Here is an 18,430-nt window from a genome sequence, read left to right as displayed (position 1 = left end):
GGGCGGAGCCGGAGGCCGGCCGGCCGGAGCGGGAGCGGCCCGAGGCCGAAGCTCCGGAGTGGGACGGGGTGGTGTACATGCAAAGCCTTCCTGCGGCGGGCGAGCTCGTCGACGTACGGGACGGACCGCGCCCGGGGGCGCGGAACTCCCCGCGGCAGGGAGCTCGGGGGCACGCAAGGGGCCCGCACCGTCCGGTGCGGGCCCGTTGCGCGATGTTGGGTGACCGGTGCGAGTGGTGAACTCGCACCGGCGGAGCGCCGGGGCGCTCAGCCCATCAGAGGGCGCGGATGTTCTCCGCCTGCGGGCCCTTGGGGCCCTGCGTGACGTCGAACTCCACCTTCTGGCCCTCGAGGAGCTCACGGAAGCCCTGGGCGTCGATGTTGGAGTAGTGGGCGAAGACGTCGGGGCCGCCGCCGTCCTGCTCCAGGAAGCCGAAGCCCTTTTCCGAGTTGAACCACTTCACGGTGCCGGAAGCCATAATTTTCTCCTTCATGGGGATCCTACGAAGCCGCACGCTACGGCTCCGAATCGTCGAGATGATCGCCCCACTCCGGAATGCCTCCGGAAAAGAAAGAGCGCCTGGGATCACAATTTCCCAGGCGCACAAATTCTTGGGTACCACAACTGCAACTGGGTCAACCGTAGCACAACGGCCGGAGGCTTGCCGGGCAGCGTGCCGCGGCGGGCCTCCGGCCGTGGTGGGACCGGGATGCGTGCGGGTCAGTGCACGTCGCCCATGAGGGCGCGGATCTTCTTCGACGCCAGCAGGAAGGCCACTCCGGCTCCCGCCGCTATGAGCGCCCACATCGTGTAGTACGCCGCGTCGCCCATCGGGGCGTTCAGCTTGACGGCCCAGCCGTTGAGGGCGTTGCCGGTCGCCGTGGCGAGGAACCACAGGCCCATGATCTGGCTCATGAACTGCGGCGGGGCCAGCTTGGTCGACAGCGACAGGCCCACCGGGGAGAGGCACAGCTCACCGATCGTCTGCACCAGGTAGACCGCCAGCAGCCAGAACACGGTGACCTTGCCGGTCTCGCTGCCCGCGGCGGCGGCACCGGCCAGGCCCATGATCCCGAACGAGCCCGCGATCAGCAGCATGGCCAGGGCGAACTTGGTGACCGTGTTGGGCTCGCGGTTCCGCTTGGCGAGCCACACCCAGAAGGTGGCGAACAGCGGCGCGAGGACGATGATGTACGCCGGGTTCACGGACTGGAACCAGCTCGCCGGGAACTCCCAGCCGCCGATCATGCGGTCGGTCTTGCCGTCCGCGAAGATCGTCAGCAGCGAGCCGGACTGGTCGTAGATCATCCAGAACAGCACGGACGTGATGAAGAACCACATGAAGGCGACGACCTTGGGCCGCTCCGTGCGGTCCAGGGACGGGCTGCGGAACATCACCGCGAAGTAGACGATCGGCACGACGACGCCGAGCACGGCCATCAGGTTGACGATGTGCTCGATGTGGAACGTGCCGAGCAGCACGTCCAGCAGCAGCGCCACGGCCGCGACGGCGGTCCAGAGCAGCACCCGGCGCAGCGCCGTGCGCCGCTCCTCGGGCGTGGCCGGGGTCGGCGGCAGCTTGCCGATGTCGCCGAGGTGCCGCCCGCCGAGGACGTACTGCACGACGGCCAGCGTCATGCCGACACCGGCGATTGCGAAGCCCAGGTGCCAGTCGACCTTCTGGCCGACGGTGCCGACCACCAGCGGGGCCGCGAAGCCGCCGATGTTGATCGCCATGTAGAAGAGCGTGAAGCCGGCGTCGCGGCGGGCGCTGTCGCTCGTCTTGTAGAGGTCGCCGACCATGGCGGAGATGTTCGGCTTCAGCAGGCCGGTGCCGACCGCGATCAGCAGCAGGCCGCAGAAGAAGGCCGCGTCGGCCGGGATCGCCAGCACGAAGTGGCCGGCCGCGATCACGATGCCGCCGACGAGGACGGCCTTGCGGGCGCCCCAGAGCCGGTCGGCGATCCAGCCGCCGGGCATGGCCAGCATGTAGACGAGAGCGTTGTAGACGCCGTAGATCGCGGCGGCGAGGACCTCGCGGTCCTGCAGCGGCCCGTCGAGCACTCCGGCGATCAGGTAGAGCGTGAGGAGCGCGCGCATCCCGTACCAGGAGAAGCGCTCCCACATCTCGGTCATGAAGAGAGTGGCCAGGCCGCGGGGGTGGCCGAAGAAGGTCTTGCCGCCCGCAGGGGTGTCCTGCGGCGCGCCGTCCTTCGTCAGGCTGGACGCCATGGATCGGTTCCTTGCTCGCTCGGGACGCGCGACCCGGCCGGGGAGCGCGTCCTTTGTGTGGGGGGTGCTGTCACGGCCAGCTGTACCGGCCCCGCGCAGCAAAGGGGGATCTTTGGTACATGGTGTGACCAATGACCCCGCATCATGGTACGGACGACGGCCGACCTTACGTCATCCCAAAGGCCCCTATGGAAGGACTTGAGAGATGGATCACAGGGGAAGCTGGAACCGATGACGCGGTTTCGAAGGTAGTGGCACCCGTTCCGGCCCGAACCGCAGGGGGTGCCGCGGTCCGCCCGGGCCACCGGCACCGCGGTCTACCATCACCCCATGACCCGTGTACTGCTCGCCGAGGATGACGCGTCGATCTCGGAGCCGCTCGCCCGCGCCCTGCGCCGCGAGGGATACGAGGTCGAGGTGCGCGAGGACGGCCCCGCCGCGCTCGACGCCGGGTTGCAGGGCGCCGTCGACCTGCTCGTCCTCGATCTGGGACTGCCGGACATGGACGGCCTGGAGGTGGCCCGCCGGCTGCGCAACGAGGGCCACTCCTTCCCCATCCTGGTGCTCACCGCCCGGGCCGACGAGGTCGACACCGTGGTGGGCCTCGACGCGGGCGCCGACGACTACGTCACCAAGCCCTTCCGGCTCGCCGAACTGCTCGCCCGGGTCCGGGCCCTGCTGCGCCGCGGCGTCGCCGAGATCCCGCAGCCCGCACCCGCGCCGCACGGCGTACGCATCGACGTCGAGTCGCACCGCGCCTGGATGGGCGAGGAGGAGCTGCAGCTCACGGCCAAGGAGTTCGACCTGCTGCGGGTGCTCGTGCGGGACGCGGGCCGGGTCGTCACCCGCGACCAGCTGATGCGCGAGGTGTGGGACACCACCTGGTGGTCGTCCACCAAGACGCTCGACATGCACATCTCCTGGCTGCGCAAGAAACTCGGGGACGACGCCGCCAATCCCCGCTACATCTCCACGGTCCGCGGTGTCGGCTTCCGCTTCGAGAAGAGCTGACGGGCTCCCGTCCCCGCTCCCGGAGAGGAGCCGCCGGGCCGGCGCCCCAGGCCGTGTGACATCCCCGCCCGGAGGGCAAACGTGCGCCGTCGTCTGATCAACTCCACGCTCGCCGTGGTGCTCGTCGTGATCGCCGTCTTCGGGATCTCGCTGGTCCTGGTCGAGACCCGGACGATCGAGAACGGCGCCCAGGAGAGCGTCGAGTCCGAGGCCGTCCGGCTGATGAGCATCGTCAACGGCCGGCTGGTCGGCGGTGAGCGGATCGCGGGCGAGGTGCTGCGCGAGCAGATCACCACCGACCGCTACGCCCGCGTCGAGCTGCCCGGACAGCCGGACGTCGAGGTCGGCGAACGTCCCGAGGGGGACGTCATCGAGGCCGAGGCGACCGGCGAGGAGGGCGAGCGGATCGTCGTCCAGGAATCGGCGGACACCGTGCGCCAGGAGATCGGCCGCACCGTGGTCATCATCCTCGCCGTCTCGCTGCTCGCCGTCCTCGCGGCCGTCCTGCTCGCCGTACGGCAGGCCCGCCGGCTGACCGCGCCGCTCACGGACCTCGCCGACACCGCCGAACGGCTCGGCTCCGGCGACCCCCGGCCGCGCCACCGCCGGTACGGGGTGCCCGAGCTGGACCGGGTCGCCGACGTCCTCGACTCCAGTGCCGAGCGCATCGGCCGGATGCTCACCGCGGAACGGCGGCTGGCGGCGGACGCCTCACACCAGCTCCGCACGCCGCTGACCGCGCTGTCCATGCGGCTGGAGGAGATCTCGGCCACCGACGACCCGGAGACGGTGAAGGAGGAGGCGGCCATCGCGCTGGGCCAGGTGGAGCGGCTGACCGATGTGGTGCAGCGGCTGCTCACCAAGTCGCGCGACCCGCGTTCCGGTTCGGCCGTCACGTTCGACCTGGACGAGGTCGTCAAGCAGCAGGTGGAGGAGTGGCGCCCGGCGTACCGCAGCGCCGGGCGGGCCCTCGTCTGCTCGGGCAAGAAGGGGCTGCGGGCGGTCGGCACGCCCGGCGCGGTGGCGCAGGTGCTGGCCGCGCTGATCGAGAACTCCCTGATGCACGGCGCGGGACCGGTCGCCCTGCGCACCCGGGTGACCGGCAACCAGGTCGTCGTCGAGGTCACGGACGCTGGGCCGGGCGTCTCGCCGGACCTCGGGGCCCGGGTCTTCGAGCGGACGGTCAGCGGCCGCAACTCCACGGGGATCGGGCTGGCGGTGGCCCGGGACCTGGCGGAGGCGGACGGGGGCCGGCTGGAACTGCTCCAGCAGCGGCCGCCGGTGTTCGCGCTGTTCCTGAGCCGCGACGGGGGCGCGCACCAGCGGTAGCGGCGCCGGGGCGGGTTCGGGCGGCGCCCCTCAGCGGCGCAGCACCGGCCGGGCGCGCCGCGGGCTCCCGCTCGCGGAACCGGAACGGGCAGCAGTACCGGCGGCAGAACCGGCAGCAGTACCGGCAACAGAACCCGAACCGGGCCCCGCGCCGTTTCCGCCGCCCGCGCCGGTGCCCTGCGCCGGAACGGGCACGGCCTCCGGCTCCGGCACCGGCTCCGGCAGCGCCCGGAACACCCAGGTCCGGTACGACCAGAAACGGAACACCGAGGCGATGCCCACCCCGATCACGTTCTTCGCCAGGTTGTCCGCGAGGGTCGAGGTGTACCCGAGGGCGTAGTGCGAGATGGCGAGGGTGCCGTTCTCGATGACCAGGCCGACGCCGCTGAAGACGGCGAAAAGTGTCAGCTCCCGGCTCTGCCGGCTCTTGTCGGAGTCGCGGTACGTCCAGTGCCGGTTGCCCAGGTAGTTGGTGCCGATCGCGACGACCGTGGCGATCACGCCGGAGCGTACGACCGCGAGGCCGAAGCCGTGCACGCAGAGGTTGAAGACGAGGAAGTTGACCAGCGTGCCGACCGCGCCGACCGCGCCGAACTTGCCCACTTCGTGCGCCAGCCCCCGGAGCCGCGTACGCAGCGAGGGCCGTTCAGTCATGGCGATCGTTTCACTCCGTCGTTCGGCGGCCCCGGGCGGTGTTTCCGGGTTTCATGCTAACCACGCATTCCGTCGCCCCGGGCGCGTATCGCCGCGATCGAGCCCGCCACCAGGGGCGATCCGCGGTGGAGGATCCTACGAAACTCCCCGGCCGGAGGCGGCGCTCCGGCGGGCGGCTACCCTGGGGCACGTGACGTTTCCGGTAGTCGGCATGGTCGGCGGCGGTCAGCTCGCCCGTATGACCCACGAGGCGGGCATCCCCCTCGGCATCAGGTTCAAGCTCCTCAGCGACACCCCGCAGGACTCCGCGGCCCAGGTGGTGAGCGAGGTCGTCGTCGGCGACCACCGCGACCTGGAGACCCTTCGTGCTTTCGCACAAGGCTGTGACGTGATCACGTTCGATCACGAGCATGTGCCGACCGGGCATCTGCGCGCGCTGGAAGCCGACGGCATCCCGGTCCGGCCCGGCCCGGACGCGCTCGTGCACGCCCAGGACAAGGGCGTGATGCGGGCCCGGCTGGGCGAGATCGGCGTGCCCTGCCCCCGGCACCGGATCGTGGCGGACCCGGCCGACGTCACCCGCTTCGCCGAGGAGGGCGACGGCTTCCCGGTGGTCCTCAAGACCGTCCGGGGCGGCTACGACGGCAAGGGCGTGTGGGTGGTCTCCGGCGAGGCCGAGGCGGCGGAGCCGTTCAAGGCGGGCGTCCCCGTGCTCGCCGAGGAGAAGGTCGACTTCGCCCGCGAGCTGGCGGCGAACGTCGTGCGCTCCCCGCACGGCCAGGCCGTCGCCTACCCCGTCGTCGAGTCGATCCAGGTCGGCGGCGTCTGCGACACGGTCATCGCGCCCGCGCCGGGCCTGTCCGGCGCACTGTCCGCGCAGGCCCAGGAGCTGGCGCTGACCGTCGCCAAGGAGTTGGGCGTCGTCGGGCACCTCGCGGTCGAGCTGTTCGAGACCCGCGACGGCCGGCTGCTGGTCAACGAGCTGGCCATGCGCCCCCACAACTCCGGGCACTGGACCCAGGACGGCGCCGTCACCTCGCAGTTCGCCAACCACGTCCGGGCCGTGCTCGACCTGCCGCTCGGCGACCCGCGGCCCCGCGCCACCTGGACGGTCATGGCCAACGTCCTCGGCGGCGACTACCCCGACATGTACGCCGCGTATCTGCACTGCATGGCCCGGGACCCGCAGCTCAAGATCCACATGTACGGCAAGGACGTGAAGCCCGGCCGCAAGGTCGGCCACGTCAACACCTACGGCGACGACCTGGCCGACGTGCGCGAGCGCGCCGCCCACGCCGCCGGCTACCTCCGAGGGACGATCACCGAGTGACGACCAACCCCGCCGTCGGCATCGTGATGGGCTCCGACTCCGACTGGCCGGTGATGGAGGCCGCGGCCCAGGCCCTCGACGAGTTCGAGATCCCGCACGAGGTCGACGTCGTCTCCGCGCACCGGATGCCGCACGAGATGATCGCGTACGGAGAGCAGGCCGCCGAGCGCGGTCTCAAGGCGGTCATCGCCGGCGCCGGCGGTGCCGCCCACCTCCCGGGCATGCTGGCCTCCGTCACTCCCCTCCCGGTGATCGGCGTGCCGGTGCCGCTGAAGCACCTCGACGGCATGGACAGCCTGCTCTCCATCGTGCAGATGCCCGCCGGGGTGCCCGTCGCCACCGTGTCCGTCGCGGGCGCCCGCAACGCGGGCCTGCTCGCCGTACGGATGCTCGCCGCCCACGACCCGGAGCTGCGGGAGCGGATGCGGGACTTCCAGACGAAGCTCAACGAGGAGGCGTCGGAGAAGGGCAAGCGGCTGCGGGCCAAGGTCGACGGAGCGGCTGGATTCGGCTTCGGGGGCTGAGACCGGCGCCTTTCCGGTCCCGGCACCGCCGGTTCCGGACCCCGGCACCACCGGTTCCGGACCCCGGCACCGCCGGGACGGCCCCGGGCCGGGTGGTCCGCCGACGGCGGCGGTCCGGCCCCGCCCGGGCGCCCCGCCCCCGCCCCGCCCCCGGGCCGGTCCCGGTCCCGGCGGGGCAGAATGCCGGGCATGAATGATCACGACCTTCTCGCCGAGGCCCGCGCGCTGCTCGCCGGCCACCCCGTCGTCGACGGACACAACGACCTCCCGTGGGCGCTGCGCGAGCAGGTCCGCTACGACCTGTCCCGCCGGGACGTCGCGCGGGACCAGTCGGCCCATCTGCACACCGACATCCCCCGGCTGCGGGCCGGCGGCGTCGGCGCGCAGTTCTGGTCCGTCTACGTCCGCTCCGACTACGACGGGGACCGGGCCGTCAGCGCCACCCTCGAACAGATCGACGTCGTGGCCCAACTGATCGACCGCTACCCGGCCGAGCTGCGCCGCGCCCTGACCGCCGACGACATGGAAGCGGCCCGCACCGAGGGCCGTATCGCCTCCCTGATGGGCGCCGAGGGCGGCCACAGCATCAACTGCTCGCTCGCCACGCTCCGGGCGCTGTACGCGCTGGGCGTGCGCTACATGACGCTCACCCACAACGACAACATCGCGTGGGCCGACTCGGCGACCGACGAACCCCGGGCGGGCGGCCTGACCCGCTTCGGCGAGGAGGTCGTACGGGAGATGAACCGGTGCGGCATGCTGGTCGACCTCTCCCATGTGTCCGCCGGCACCATGCGGGACGCGCTGCGCGTCACGGAGGCGCCCGTCGTCTTCTCGCACTCCTCCGCGCGCGCCGTCTGCGACCATCCCCGCAACATCCCCGACGACGTGCTCGGCCTGCTCCCCGGCAACGGCGGCACCGCGATGGTGACCTTTGTGCCGAAGTTCGTGCTGCCCGCGGCGGTCGAGTGGACGGCGGGCGCCGACGCGAACATGCGCGCGCACGGGCTGCACCCACTCGACACCACCGAGCAGGGCATGGCGGTGCAGCGCGCCTACGAGGAGCGGAACCCGCGGCCGCGGGCCGGTGTCGCCACGGTCGCCGACCACCTCGACCACATGCGGGAGGTCGCGGGCGTCGACCACATCGGCATCGGCGGCGACTACGACGGCACGGCGTTCACCCCCACCGGTCTGGAGGACGTCGCGGGTTATCCGAACCTGGTCGCGGAGCTGCTGCGCCGCGGCTGGTCACGCCCCGACCTGGCCAAGCTGACCTGGCAGAACGCGGTGCGTACGCTGCGGGACGCGGAGGCCGTCGCACGCGATCTGCGCACCCGGCGCGCGCCGTCGAACGCGACACTGGAGGAGCTGGACGGCTGAGCGGCCCGGCGTCAGCGGCGGCGGGCGGCGTTGCGCGGGTGCTGCCGGGCGGCGCGCTCGTTGCCGTGCCGGTAGTCGCCCGTCCAGCGGGCCATCACCAGCTGCGGGTCACCGGCCGCCGCTTCGGCGGTGAAGCGCGCGGCCCGGCCGCCGCGCAGGGTCGTTGCCTTCCGCCCGTGGTGCCGGATGACGACGCTGCGGTCGGCCAGTTCCTCGTACGCGAAGCCCCGCGGTGCTGCCATCGGTGCCCTCCCCGGCACGGAACGCGCGGCGACCGCCGCCGGGCCGAGTGTCCCGGGGGACGCACCGGGCGGCAACCGCATTACGGTGCCACGCCCGGTGCACCGTGTTCAGCCCTGGCCGTGGACGAACGCGCTCAGCCCTGGCCGTAGACGAAGCAGAAGGGGTGGCCGGCCGGATCGGCGTAGACGCGGAAGTCGCGCTTGCCGCCCTCGTCGTCCGTGTCCAGGGCCCGGGCGCCGAGCGCGAGGACCTGCCGCTCCGCCTCCTCCCGGTCGGTGGCCCGCAGGTCGAGGTGGAGCTGCTGCGAGTGCTCCGGCGAGGGCCACTCCGGGGGGACGAAGTCGGGCACCCGCTGGAACCCCAGCTGCGTCCCGTCGGCGGTGACCACCTGCACCCAGTTGTCGTTGCTGTTCGCCGAGTCGACATCGCCGCCCAGCACGCCGAGATAGAACCGGGCCAGCTCGTGCGGATCCCGGCAGTCGAACACGACCCAGCCCGTGCTGGCGATGGCCATCGTTGCTCCTCGGCGTAGGGACGGACAGCGGGGGAAGCCCCCTCCGAGTTGACCGGAGCGCGGTTCCCAAACCCCCGGTTTCCGCCGCACCCCCCGGATCCCGCCGCCTCACCGAGCGCGATCCGGGCCGGGCCGGGCCGGAACCTACGCCCGGGGCCGGCCCAGCGCGCGGTACACCCAGCCCGCCTCGCGCCACACGTCCGCGTCGAGCGCGTTCCGCCCGTCCAGGATCCGGCGCTCCGCCACGGCCTCGCCCAGCTCCGCCGGGTCCAGCTCGCGGAACTCCTTCCACTCCGTCAGGTGCAGCACCGCGTCCGCGCCGCGCACCGCCTCCAGCGCGCTGGGCGCGTAGCCGAGGGTCGGGAAGAGGGCGCGCGCGTTGTCCATGCCCTTCGGGTCGTAGACCGTGACCTGGCCGCCCTGGAGATGGATCTGCCCGGCGACGTTGAGCGCGGGGGAGTCCCGTACGTCGTCGGAGTCCGGCTTGAAGGTGGCGCCGAGCACCGCGACACGGGTGCCGAGGAAGCTGCCGCCCACCGCCTCGCGGGTCAGCTCGACCATGTGGCCGCGGCGGCGCATGTTGATCGAGTCGACCTCGCGCAGGAACATCAGCGCCTGCGAGGCGCCCAGCTCGCCCGCGCGCGCCATGAAGGCGCGGATGTCCTTCGGCAGGCAGCCGCCGCCGAAGCCGATCCCGGCGCGCAGGAACTTCTTGCCGATCCGCTCGTCGTGCCCGATGGCCTCGGCGAGCTTCACCACGTCGCCGTCGGCGGCCTCGCAGACCTCCGCCATGGCGTTGATGAAGGAGATCTTGGTGGCCAGGAAGGAGTTGGCCGAGGTCTTCACCAGCTCGGCGGTGGGAAAGTCGGTGACGACGAACGGCGAACCCTCGGCGAGCGGCTTCGCGTACACCTCGCGCAGCTGCTTCTCCGCGCGCTCGCTCGCCACACCGACGACGATCCGGTCCGGGTGCAGGGTGTCCTTGACCGCGAACCCCTCGCGCAGGAACTCCGGGTTCCAGGCCAGCTCGGCGTCGGCACCCGCGGGGGCGGCCTCGGCGAGCCGGGCCGCGAGCCGCGCGGCGCTGCCGACCGGGACGGTGGACTTGCCGACCACCAGGGCGGGGCGGCGCAGATGCGGGGCCAGCGACTCGAAGGCGCTGTCGACGTAACTCATGTCACAGGCGTACTCGCCGTGCTTCTGCGGGGTGTTCACGCAGACGAAGTGGACGTCACCGAACTCCGCGACCTCCTCGTACGAGGTCGTGAAGCGCAGCCGCCCGCTGGACCCCTCGATCCCCGCCACGTGCTTGCCGAGCAGCTCCTCCAGGCCCGGCTCGTACATCGGCACCCGGCCCGCGGAGAGCAGTTCGATCTTCTCCCGGGAGATGTCCAGGCCCAGCACCTCGAAGCCCAGCTCGGCCATGGCGGCGGCGTGTGTCGCGCCGAGATAGCCGGTGCCGATCACGGTGATCTTGGGTGCCATGGGTACTCCGCGGTGGGGTGGGAACGGACGGGCCCGAGCATATCCGCCGGGCGCGCGGGGCAGCGTTCCCGCTGTCGCCCAACTCACGTATGCCCGTCCCCGGGCCCGGCCGTAGAATGCGGTTACTTAACGGTAGTTAGCATCTGGGAGTGAGGACATCTTGCCCGCTGGGAAGAGCACAGCCGACGCATTCGACCTCTACCGGCCGGCCGAGGAGCACGACATGCTCCGCGACTCGGTGCGTGCGCTCTGCGAGGCCAAGATCGCGCCCTTCGCCGCCGAGGTCGACGAGGAGGGCCGCTTCCCGCAGGAGGCGCTGGACGCCCTGACGGCGAACGACCTGCACGCGGTCCACGTACCGGAGTCCTACGGAGGAGCGGGCGCCGACGCCCTCGCCACCGTGATCGTCATCGAGGAGGTCGCCCGCGTGTGCGCCTCCTCCTCGCTGATCCCGGCGGTCAACAAGCTCGGCTCGCTCCCGGTCGCGCTCTCCGGCTCCGAGGAGCTGAAGAAGAAGTACCTGGGCCCGCTCGCCAAGGGCGACGCGATGTTCTCGTACTGCCTCTCCGAGCCGGACGCGGGCTCCGACGCCGCCGGCATGAAGACCAGGGCCGTCCGCGACGGCGACTTCTGGGTGCTCAACGGCGTCAAGCGCTGGATCACCAACGCGGGCGTGAGCGAGTTCTACACGGTGATGGCCGTCACCGACCCCGAGAAGCGCTCCAAGGGCATCTCCGCCTTCGTCGTCGAGAAGTCCGACGAGGGCGTCTCCTTCGGCGCCCCGGAGAAGAAGCTCGGCATCAAGGGCTCCCCGACCCGCGAGGTCTACCTCGACAACGTCCGCATCCCCGCCGACCGCATGATCGGCGAGGAGGGGACCGGCTTCGCGACCGCCATGAAGACCCTGGACCACACCCGGATCACCATCGCGGCCCAGGCCCTCGGCATCGCCCAGGGCGCCCTCGACTACGCCAAGGGCTACGTCCAGGAGCGCCAGCAGTTCGGCAAGCCGATCGGCGACTTCCAGGGCGTCCAGTTCATGCTGGCCGACATGGCCATGAAGCTGGAGGCCGCCCGGCAGCTCACCTACGCGGCCGCCGCGAAGTCCGAGCGCGTCTCCGCCGGGGGCGGGCCGGAGGACCTGACGTTCTTCGGTGCCGCGGCCAAGTGCTACGCCTCCGACGCCGCGATGGAGATCACCACCGACGCCGTCCAGCTGCTCGGCGGCTACGGCTACACCCGGGACTACCCGGTGGAGCGCATGATGCGCGACGCCAAGATCACGCAGATCTACGAGGGCACCAACCAGGTGCAGCGCATCGTGATGGCGCGCAACCTGCCCAAGTAGCCGCCGTGCCCCGCGCCGGACACGTCCGCGCCCCCGCCGCTCCGGGACGGGAGCGGCGGGGGCGCGGACGTGCTCGTGCCGGTGCGGACGGGCCGGGTCCGGGACGGACGTGCCGGGTGACGGGGCGGGGCGGGTCCGGTGAGGGGCGGAAGCGGTCACTGCTCGTCGGTGACGGTGACCTTCTCGTCGTTCCTCAGCTCCGAGACCAGCTGCTCGACCTTCGTCATGTCCCACTTCAGGGAGCCCTGCGGGGCGGAGCCGGAGATCGGCATGTTCATCGACTTGCCCTCGCCGCTGGTGATGCCCTTCATCGCCCAGAACATCTCGGCCAGGTCGAACAGGCCCATCTCCTTGTCCACGACCAGGGTGTCCAGGCCCGCGCCCATGGTCGGGTAGAGCTTGAACGGGTTGAGGACCGTGGACGGGGTCGCGGTCTGCGAGGCGAGCGCGGACAGGAACTTCTGCTGGTTCTTGGTCCGCTCCAGGTCGCTGCCCGCCTCGTAGCGGTTGCGGACGAACGCGAGCGCCTGCGCGCCGTCGAGGGTCTGCTTGCCCTTCTTCAGGTCCGCGCCGGAGTTCTTGTCCTTGATGTCCCGGGGGATGTCCATCTCGACGCCGCCGACCGCGTCGACGATGTTGGCGAAGCCGCCGAAGCCGATCTCGGCGTAGTGGTCGATCTTCAGCCCGGTGTTGTGCTCGACGGTCCGGACCAGCAGCGGCGCACCGTCCATGGAATACGACGCGTTGAGCTTGTTGGCGCCGGGCGACGGGAGGTTCTTGCCGCTCTCGGAGCCGGTGAACTCCGGAATGGTGACCCAGGAGTCGCGCGGCAGCGAGACCATGGTGTTCCCGTTGTCGCCGACATGCAGGATCATCATCGAGTCGGTCCGCTTGCCCTCGACCGTGCCGGTGTGCAGCCGCTTCTTGTCCTCGTCGTCCAGCCCGTCGCGGCTGTCGGAGCCGACGATCAGGTAGTTGGTGCCCTCGCCGGCCTCCGGCCGGTCCTGGACGATGCCGAGGTCGACCTCGCGGCGCAGCTTGGAGTCGGCCCAGAAGTAGGTGCCGACCGAGGCGGCGAGAAAGACGACGACCAGCGTGAGGATGCCCGCCTTGACCCGGCGTCCCCAGTCGGGTCGCGGGCTGCCGTACGGGTCGCCGCCGCGGCCGCCGTACACCTGGCCGGTGTTGTATCCGTCACCGTAGCCGTCGTGATAGTCGTCATACCCCTGGGACTGCTGCGCGGGCACCCGGCCCCGCGGCGGCGCTCCCGGCGGCATCGGCGGTTCGGCCGGCCCGCCGTGGGGGGCACCGCCCCGCTGCACATGGCGCATGGGGCGTGCGCCCTCGGGTCTGGCGGCGGCGCTTCCGCGTCCGTAGCCGTCCCTGTTGTCGGCGGTCCATCCCTGGGGCCAGTCATTCATAGGGGGAAGTGTGCACGCCACGACCCTCCGGTTCACAGGGCGGGTGGCGAATACAACAGAGGCTGTAGCGAAGCTGATGCAAAAACCGCCGTGTCCGGGGCGGGCTTCTCGGGCGCATACAGTTGAAGCCATGACCGATCAGGCCCTCAGCCCGGAAGAGACGATTCCGGGTAAGCCCACCAGCGCGTCCCGTACCACCCTGTCGCACATCATGACCGGCAACGACACCAATCTGCTGGGCACGGTGCACGGCGGTGTGATCATGAAGCTGGTGGACGACGCGGCGGGCGCCGTCGCGGGGCGGCACTCGGGCGGGCCCGCGGTCACGGCCTCGATGGACGAGATGGTCTTCCTGGAGCCGGTGCGCGTCGGCGATCTGGTGCATGTGAAGGCCCAGGTCAACTGGACGGGCCGGTCCTCGATGGAGGTCGGTGTGCGGGTCATGGCCGAGCGCTGGAACGAGTCGACGCCCGCCACCCAGGTCGGCAGCGCCTATCTCGTGTTCGCCGCGGTCGACGCGGACGGCAAGCCGCGGCAGGTGCCCCAGGTCGTACCGGAGACGGAGCGGGACCGGCGCCGCTACCAGGAGGCGCAGATCCGCCGTACGCACCGGCTGGCGCGCCGCCGCGCCATCAAGGAGCTGCGGGACCGGCGGGCCGCCGAGGGCATCGAGGACTGAGCGGGGGCGGGGATCGAGGCCCGGGGCCGGGGGCCCCGGGCCGGGGCGACTGCGTATCCGCGCCGGGCCGTTTTCCGCGCCCGCCCGCCCGTTGCCGTGTCCGTTGCCGTGTCCGTTCGCGGCCCGCCGCGCGCCGCGGTCGCGCCGGTCAGTCGCAGACCGCCTCGTCGCCCCGCACCACCTCGGGTCCGTGAGCCCCGTCACCCGGCGCCGATGACCTCGGTCCGTGGTTCCGGGGGAGCGGACGGTCCGCGCGGATGGCGTCGAAGAGGTCGCCCGCCCTCTCCCGGTCCCACTTCACGGTCGAGCCGAGCCCCGGCACCTGATAGCTCGGGTCGGCGACCGGCACCGAGGTGAACTCGGCCGCGGACGGTGTGAACCCGCGCATCGCCTTGCCCAGCCCGAGCATCTGCTCGGAGCCGAAGCCCCGGTCGGCCCGCACGGAGCCGAGGAGGGTGGAGGCGACCTTCTCGAACTTCACCGGGTTCAGCAGCACCCCGCTCTCGCCCGCCCGGTCCACGAGGGCGGCGAGGAACCGCTGCTGCCGTTCCATCCGGCCCATGTCGCCCTCGCCGTCGACCTGCCGGGAGCGGACGTACTGCAGCGCCTCACCGCCGTCGAGGCGGCTGGTGCCCGCGGGCAGCCTCAGACCGGAGTGCGAGTCGCGCAGCGGGGAGGGCGTGCAGATGTCGACGCCGCCGAGCACGTCGACGGTGTTCATGAAGCTGGTGAAGTCGACCTCCAGATAGTGGTCGACGTGCACCCCGGTCATGTGTTCCACGGCCCGCACGGTCAGTCCGGGGCCGCCCTGCGCGTACGCCGCGTTGATCTTCAGCGGCCGGGGCGCGCTCGGGCGGCCGTGGTTGCCGGCGCCGCCCGCGGGCAGCTCCGCGTACGAGTCGCGCGGGATGCTCACGACGCTCGCCCGCTGCCGGTCGGCGGACAGGTGCACCAGCATGATGGTGTCCGTGCAGTGACAGGGCGCCCCCCCGAGGTGGTAGCGCTCGCGCTGCTCGGGCGTGATGCCCTCGCGGCCGTCCGTGCCCACGACGAGGAAGTTCTGGCCGTCGCCGGCCGACTGCCGCGGCCGCTGGTCCAGTCCCGAGAACGGGTCGATCCGGTCGATGGCCGCCTCCAGGCCGCCCACCACGGCGTGGCCGGCCCCCGCCGCCGTGAGCAGGATGGCGGAGGTGCAGGCGGCGAGGCGCAGGCCCCAGCGCGCCCGGCTCTTCGCGGGCCGTCTCCCGTCCTCTCCGGCGGACGGGCGGCGCCGGGGGCCGTAGGGGGCGTCCGGACTGGTCATCGGGGGGAACCTCCGCGGGGCTGACGGTCGTGGCGGACCGGGCACACCGTAAGTCCGTACGATCTGCGGACCGCGCCCCCACGCCGCCCGGGGGACCGTGCCACCCGGGCGGGTACGGGCGTGTCCCCCGTTCGCGGTAACGTGAGAAACGATGAACGCCTCTCCCGAACAGCCCTCCGGGCAGCCGCTGCCGGCCGTCTCCGTGATCATGCCGGTGCTCAACGAGGAACGGCACCTGCGCACCTCCGTCCGGCACATCCTGGAGCAGGAGTACGCCGGTGAGCTGGAGGTCGTGATCGCCCTCGGCCCGTCCTCGGACCGCACGGACGAGATCGCCGCCCGGCTCGTCGCGGAAGACTCCCGGGTGCACACGGTCCCCAACCCGACCGGCCGCACCCCCGCCGCGCTGAACGCCGCCATCAAGGCCTCGAAGCATCCGGTCGTGGTGCGCGTCGACGGGCACGGCATGCTCTCGCCGGACTACATCGCCACGGCCGTGCGGCTGCTGGAGGAGACCGGTGCGCAGAACGTCGGCGGCATCATGCACGCCGAGGGGGAGAACGACTGGGAGCGGGCCGTCGCGGCCGCCATGACCTCGAAGATCGGCGTGGGCAACGCGGCCTTCCACACCGGTGGCGAGGCGGCCCCGGCCGACACCGTCTATCTGGGCGTGTTCCGCCGTGAGGCGCTGGAGCAGCAGGGCGGGTACAACGAGGAATTCATCCGCGCCCAGGACTGGGAGCTGAACTTCCGGATCCGCGAGGCGGGCGGGCTGATCTGGTTCTCGCCCGAGCTCAAGGTCTCGTACCGGCCGAGGCCGAGCGTCCGCGCGCTCGCCAAGCAGTACAAGGACTACGGCCGCTGGCGGCATGTCGTCGCCCGCTACCACTCCGGTTCGATCAACCTCCGCTATCTCGCGCCGCCGACCGCCCTTGTCGCCATCGCGGCCGGGGTGGTCGCGGGCGCCGCGCTGACGCCCTGGGCGTTCGTCGTGCCCGGCGGCTATCTCGCGGCGATCACCGCGGGCTCGGTCCCGGCGGGCAGGGGGCTGCCGCTGCGGGCCCGGGCGCAGATCCCGGTCGCGCTCGCCACCATGCACATGTCGTGGGGCTGGGGCTTCCTGACCAGCCCGCGCTCGCTGGCCCGCAAGGTCATCGCGAGCCGCCGCCCGGCGGTGACGGCGGAGGCCTGACCGCCGAGGTCCGAGCGCCGAGGGCCGACCGCGGAGATCCGACCGCGGAGATCCGACCGCGGAGATCCGACCGCGGAGATCCGACCGCGGAGATCCGACCGCGGAGATCCGACCGCGGAGATCCGACCGCGGAGATCCGACCGCGGAGATCCGATCGCGGAGATCCGGCCGAGGAAGGTCCGACCGCCGAGGGCCGACCGCGCAGGCCCGATCGGGGAGGTCCGGCCGTGGAGCCCCGACCGCGGAACCTGACGGGAGAGGGCTGACGCGGAGGTCCGCCGCCGAGGTCTGCCGGGGCCCGGGCAGCGGAAACCCGGGCGCGGTGCCCGGACCGGGAGGTCCGAGCGCCGGGGCCCGGGCGCGGAGCCCGGACCGGGGAGGCCCGGGCGTCGGGACCCCGGTACGGAGCCCGGACCGCGGAGGTCCGGGCGCGGGCGGTCCCCCGGTGCCGCCGGGGCTGCCGGGGCCGCCGGGGGACCGTGCCGGGTTTCACCAGGCGATGGCGTCCTCGAGCGACTGCTGCCAGTACGTGACCTTGAGGGAGTCGTCGATGGCGACGCCCCCGGCGGGCAGGGACGGGCGGGCGGCCGAGGGGACGTCCTCGTCGGCGGTGCGGCCCTGGAAGAAGACGGTGAGGGACTCCTCGGTGCGGCCGTTGGTGCCGCTGCCGTCGGTGGCCGACAGGCTGACGGAGGCGTAGCCGGACTCGCCCGGAGCGAGCGTCACGACCGCCTGCGGGTGCGAGGCCTCGATGGCCGGCGGCACCGACTGCGCCTCGCCGAAGCGGAGGGCCGGGTAGCCGTAGAGGTGGCAGGTGGAGCTGCCGGTGTTCGTGACCGTGAGCAGCAGGTGGTTCACGGGGCGCTCGAGCGGGGCCGCGACCGTCTTGGTGTTGGAGCCCTGGCAGGTGACGCCCTTGGCGTCCCGCGCCCCGTCGCTGCCGGGGCCGACCGTGGGGTTCTTCGCCGACACGGGGGTCTTCGCCGCGGATCCGTCCGAGTCCCGTGAACCGTCGGTGGTGGGATGCACGTCGTTGGGGGTGGACGAACCGGAGTCGGCCGACGCGGTCGAGGAGGAGCCCGCCGGGCCCTCGGCACGAGCACCCGATCCGTCGCTGCACGCGGTCAGGGAGAGGGTGGCGACGGCGGCGGCAGCGGTGGCGGTCAGCAGGCGGGCACGGAAGTTCCGGACGCTGGACATGTGAGTGAGCCCCTTCGGTGTGGCGGTGGGTGTGGTGCTTGGATGACCGAAGCTTGTGGGCTGATCCGTCCCAGCCGCCACGAAAGCCGGGCAGTTGGGGATGCCGGAACGCAGAAACGGGTCTTGACCAGGGGAAACGTAAGGGTCCTGGAACGCGGGAATGGGACGCGCCGGGACTCGAGGGAGTAGGGGGAACGGTGTCAGGGGCGACAGGGGCCACGGGAGCGACGGGTGCCGCCGGAGACGCGGAGGCGTTCGCGGAGCTGCTGCGGGGGCTCAAGGAACGCTCGGGGCTGAGCTACGGGGTGCTCGCCAAGCGGCTGCACATGAGTACGTCGACGCTGCACCGCTACTGCAACGGCAGCGCCGTGCCGGCCGACTACGCGCCGGTCGAGCGGCTCGCCCGGGTGTGCAGGGCGGGCCCCGGGGAACTGGTCGAGCTGCACCGGCGGTGGATCCTGGCGGACGCGGCGCGGGGGCGCAAGGGGCCGGGACCGGAGCGGGCGGCGGGCGGCGGCGGGACGACGGGGCCCGGGCGCGCGCCGGAGAGCGAACGCGCACCGGCGGCCGATCCCGCACCGG

At 72.2% G+C, this 18,430-nt stretch carries 18 protein-coding genes; 9 read left to right on the top strand and 9 right to left on the bottom strand.

All coding sequences use genetic code 11. The annotated features are described in order from the left end of the window. Positions 1-274: 274 nt before the first annotated feature. Both GCU69_RS24415 and GCU69_RS24410 read right to left on the bottom strand, forming a co-directional pair. Positions 275-478 (bottom strand): cold-shock protein, encoded by a 204-nt coding sequence (locus GCU69_RS24415; RefSeq protein ID WP_098752222.1) that lies wholly within the window; start codon positions 476-478, stop codon positions 275-277. Between the two features lie 242 nt (positions 479-720). Next, positions 721-2,232 carry a peptide MFS transporter gene (locus GCU69_RS24410; RefSeq protein WP_098752221.1) on the bottom strand — a complete coding sequence of 504 codons (1,512 nt, stop codon included), beginning with the start codon at positions 2,230-2,232 and terminating at the stop codon, positions 721-723. Between the two features lie 330 nt (positions 2,233-2,562). Here GCU69_RS24410 and GCU69_RS24405 point away from each other — a divergent pair, with 330 nt between their 5' ends. Both GCU69_RS24405 and GCU69_RS24400 read left to right on the top strand, forming a co-directional pair. Continuing rightward, positions 2,563-3,243, top strand: coding sequence for a response regulator transcription factor (locus GCU69_RS24405; RefSeq protein ID WP_098752229.1), 681 nt, complete (start codon positions 2,563-2,565; stop codon positions 3,241-3,243). A gap of 81 nt (positions 3,244-3,324) precedes the next feature. Then, positions 3,325-4,572, top strand: a complete 1,248-nt coding sequence (locus GCU69_RS24400; protein ID WP_098752220.1) for an ATP-binding protein — start codon at positions 3,325-3,327, stop codon at positions 4,570-4,572. 30 nt (positions 4,573-4,602) lie between these two features. Here the strand turns inward: GCU69_RS24400 and GCU69_RS24395 are convergent, their stop codons facing one another. After that, positions 4,603-5,226: a GtrA family protein gene (locus GCU69_RS24395; protein WP_156207189.1), complete on the bottom strand. Its 624-nt coding sequence runs from the start codon at positions 5,224-5,226 to the stop codon at positions 4,603-4,605. A gap of 211 nt (positions 5,227-5,437) precedes the next feature. Here GCU69_RS24395 and GCU69_RS24390 point away from each other — a divergent pair, with 211 nt between their 5' ends. The 3 genes from GCU69_RS24390 to GCU69_RS24380 all read left to right on the top strand — a co-directional run bounded on the left by GCU69_RS24390 (position 5,438) and on the right by GCU69_RS24380 (position 8,463). Then, positions 5,438-6,556, top strand: a complete 1,119-nt coding sequence (locus tag GCU69_RS24390; RefSeq protein WP_235978676.1) for a 5-(carboxyamino)imidazole ribonucleotide synthase — start codon at positions 5,438-5,440, stop codon at positions 6,554-6,556. 26 nt (positions 6,557-6,582) lie between these two features. Continuing rightward, the gene (gene purE / locus GCU69_RS24385; protein ID WP_098752228.1) at positions 6,583-7,080 is read left to right on the top strand and encodes a 5-(carboxyamino)imidazole ribonucleotide mutase; all 498 of its coding nucleotides are present in this window, start codon (positions 6,583-6,585) and stop codon (positions 7,078-7,080) included. Between the two features lie 189 nt (positions 7,081-7,269). Next, entirely contained in the window at positions 7,270-8,463 is a 1,194-nt protein-coding gene (locus tag GCU69_RS24380; protein WP_098752218.1) for a dipeptidase, read from the top strand. Positions 8,464-8,474: 11 nt separating this feature from the next. Here GCU69_RS24380 and GCU69_RS24375 read toward each other — a convergent pair whose 3' ends face one another. The 3 genes from GCU69_RS24375 to GCU69_RS24365 all read right to left on the bottom strand — a co-directional run bounded on the left by GCU69_RS24375 (position 8,475) and on the right by GCU69_RS24365 (position 10,705). Next, complete coding sequence (locus GCU69_RS24375; RefSeq protein WP_156207188.1) at positions 8,475-8,705, bottom strand: hypothetical protein; 231 nt, start codon at positions 8,703-8,705, stop codon at positions 8,475-8,477. A 134-nt stretch (positions 8,706-8,839) separates the two neighbouring features. Further along, a complete protein-coding gene (locus tag GCU69_RS24370) occupies positions 8,840-9,220 on the bottom strand; it encodes a VOC family protein (RefSeq protein WP_098752216.1) in 381 nt (126 codons plus the stop codon). A gap of 144 nt (positions 9,221-9,364) precedes the next feature. Beyond that, positions 9,365-10,705: a UDP-glucose dehydrogenase family protein gene (locus GCU69_RS24365; RefSeq protein ID WP_098752215.1), complete on the bottom strand. Its 1,341-nt coding sequence runs from the start codon at positions 10,703-10,705 to the stop codon at positions 9,365-9,367. A gap of 223 nt (positions 10,706-10,928) precedes the next feature. On the opposite strand from GCU69_RS24365, the gene GCU69_RS24360 reads away from it, so the two are divergent. Beyond that, positions 10,929-12,053, top strand: coding sequence for an acyl-CoA dehydrogenase family protein (locus GCU69_RS24360; protein ID WP_098752214.1), 1,125 nt, complete (start codon positions 10,929-10,931; stop codon positions 12,051-12,053). A gap of 155 nt (positions 12,054-12,208) precedes the next feature. On the opposite strand, the gene GCU69_RS24355 is transcribed toward GCU69_RS24360, so the two are convergent. Next, positions 12,209-13,474 carry an LCP family protein gene (locus GCU69_RS24355; protein ID WP_098752213.1) on the bottom strand — a complete coding sequence of 422 codons (1,266 nt, stop codon included), beginning with the start codon at positions 13,472-13,474 and terminating at the stop codon, positions 12,209-12,211. 130 nt (positions 13,475-13,604) lie between these two features. On the opposite strand from GCU69_RS24355, the gene GCU69_RS24350 reads away from it, so the two are divergent. Then, entirely contained in the window at positions 13,605-14,153 is a 549-nt protein-coding gene (locus GCU69_RS24350; RefSeq protein ID WP_098752212.1) for an acyl-CoA thioesterase, read from the top strand. 148 nt (positions 14,154-14,301) lie between these two features. Here the strand turns inward: GCU69_RS24350 and GCU69_RS24345 are convergent, their stop codons facing one another. Beyond that, positions 14,302-15,456 carry an LCP family protein gene (locus tag GCU69_RS24345; RefSeq protein WP_156207187.1) on the bottom strand — a complete coding sequence of 385 codons (1,155 nt, stop codon included), beginning with the start codon at positions 15,454-15,456 and terminating at the stop codon, positions 14,302-14,304. 151 nt (positions 15,457-15,607) lie between these two features. Here GCU69_RS24345 and GCU69_RS24340 point away from each other — a divergent pair, with 151 nt between their 5' ends. Further along, positions 15,608-16,648, top strand: a complete 1,041-nt coding sequence (locus tag GCU69_RS24340; protein ID WP_098752209.1) for a glycosyltransferase family 2 protein — start codon at positions 15,608-15,610, stop codon at positions 16,646-16,648. Between the two features lie 489 nt (positions 16,649-17,137). Here the strand turns inward: GCU69_RS24340 and GCU69_RS24335 are convergent, their stop codons facing one another. Then, positions 17,138-17,848 (bottom strand): DUF4232 domain-containing protein, encoded by a 711-nt coding sequence (locus GCU69_RS24335; protein WP_098752208.1) that lies wholly within the window; start codon positions 17,846-17,848, stop codon positions 17,138-17,140. Between the two features lie 197 nt (positions 17,849-18,045). On the opposite strand from GCU69_RS24335, the gene GCU69_RS24330 reads away from it, so the two are divergent. After that, positions 18,046-18,430 (top strand): helix-turn-helix domain-containing protein (locus tag GCU69_RS24330; RefSeq protein WP_235978675.1); only part of this gene is annotated, 385 nt, incomplete at its 3' end.

It is taken from the genome of Streptomyces lycii (genome assembly GCF_009735685.1).
Classification (GTDB): Bacteria; Actinomycetota; Actinomycetes; order Streptomycetales; family Streptomycetaceae; genus Streptomyces; species Streptomyces lycii.
The sequence above is the reverse complement of the archived record's forward strand: the minus strand, read 5'-3'. Positions and strand labels throughout refer to the sequence as shown.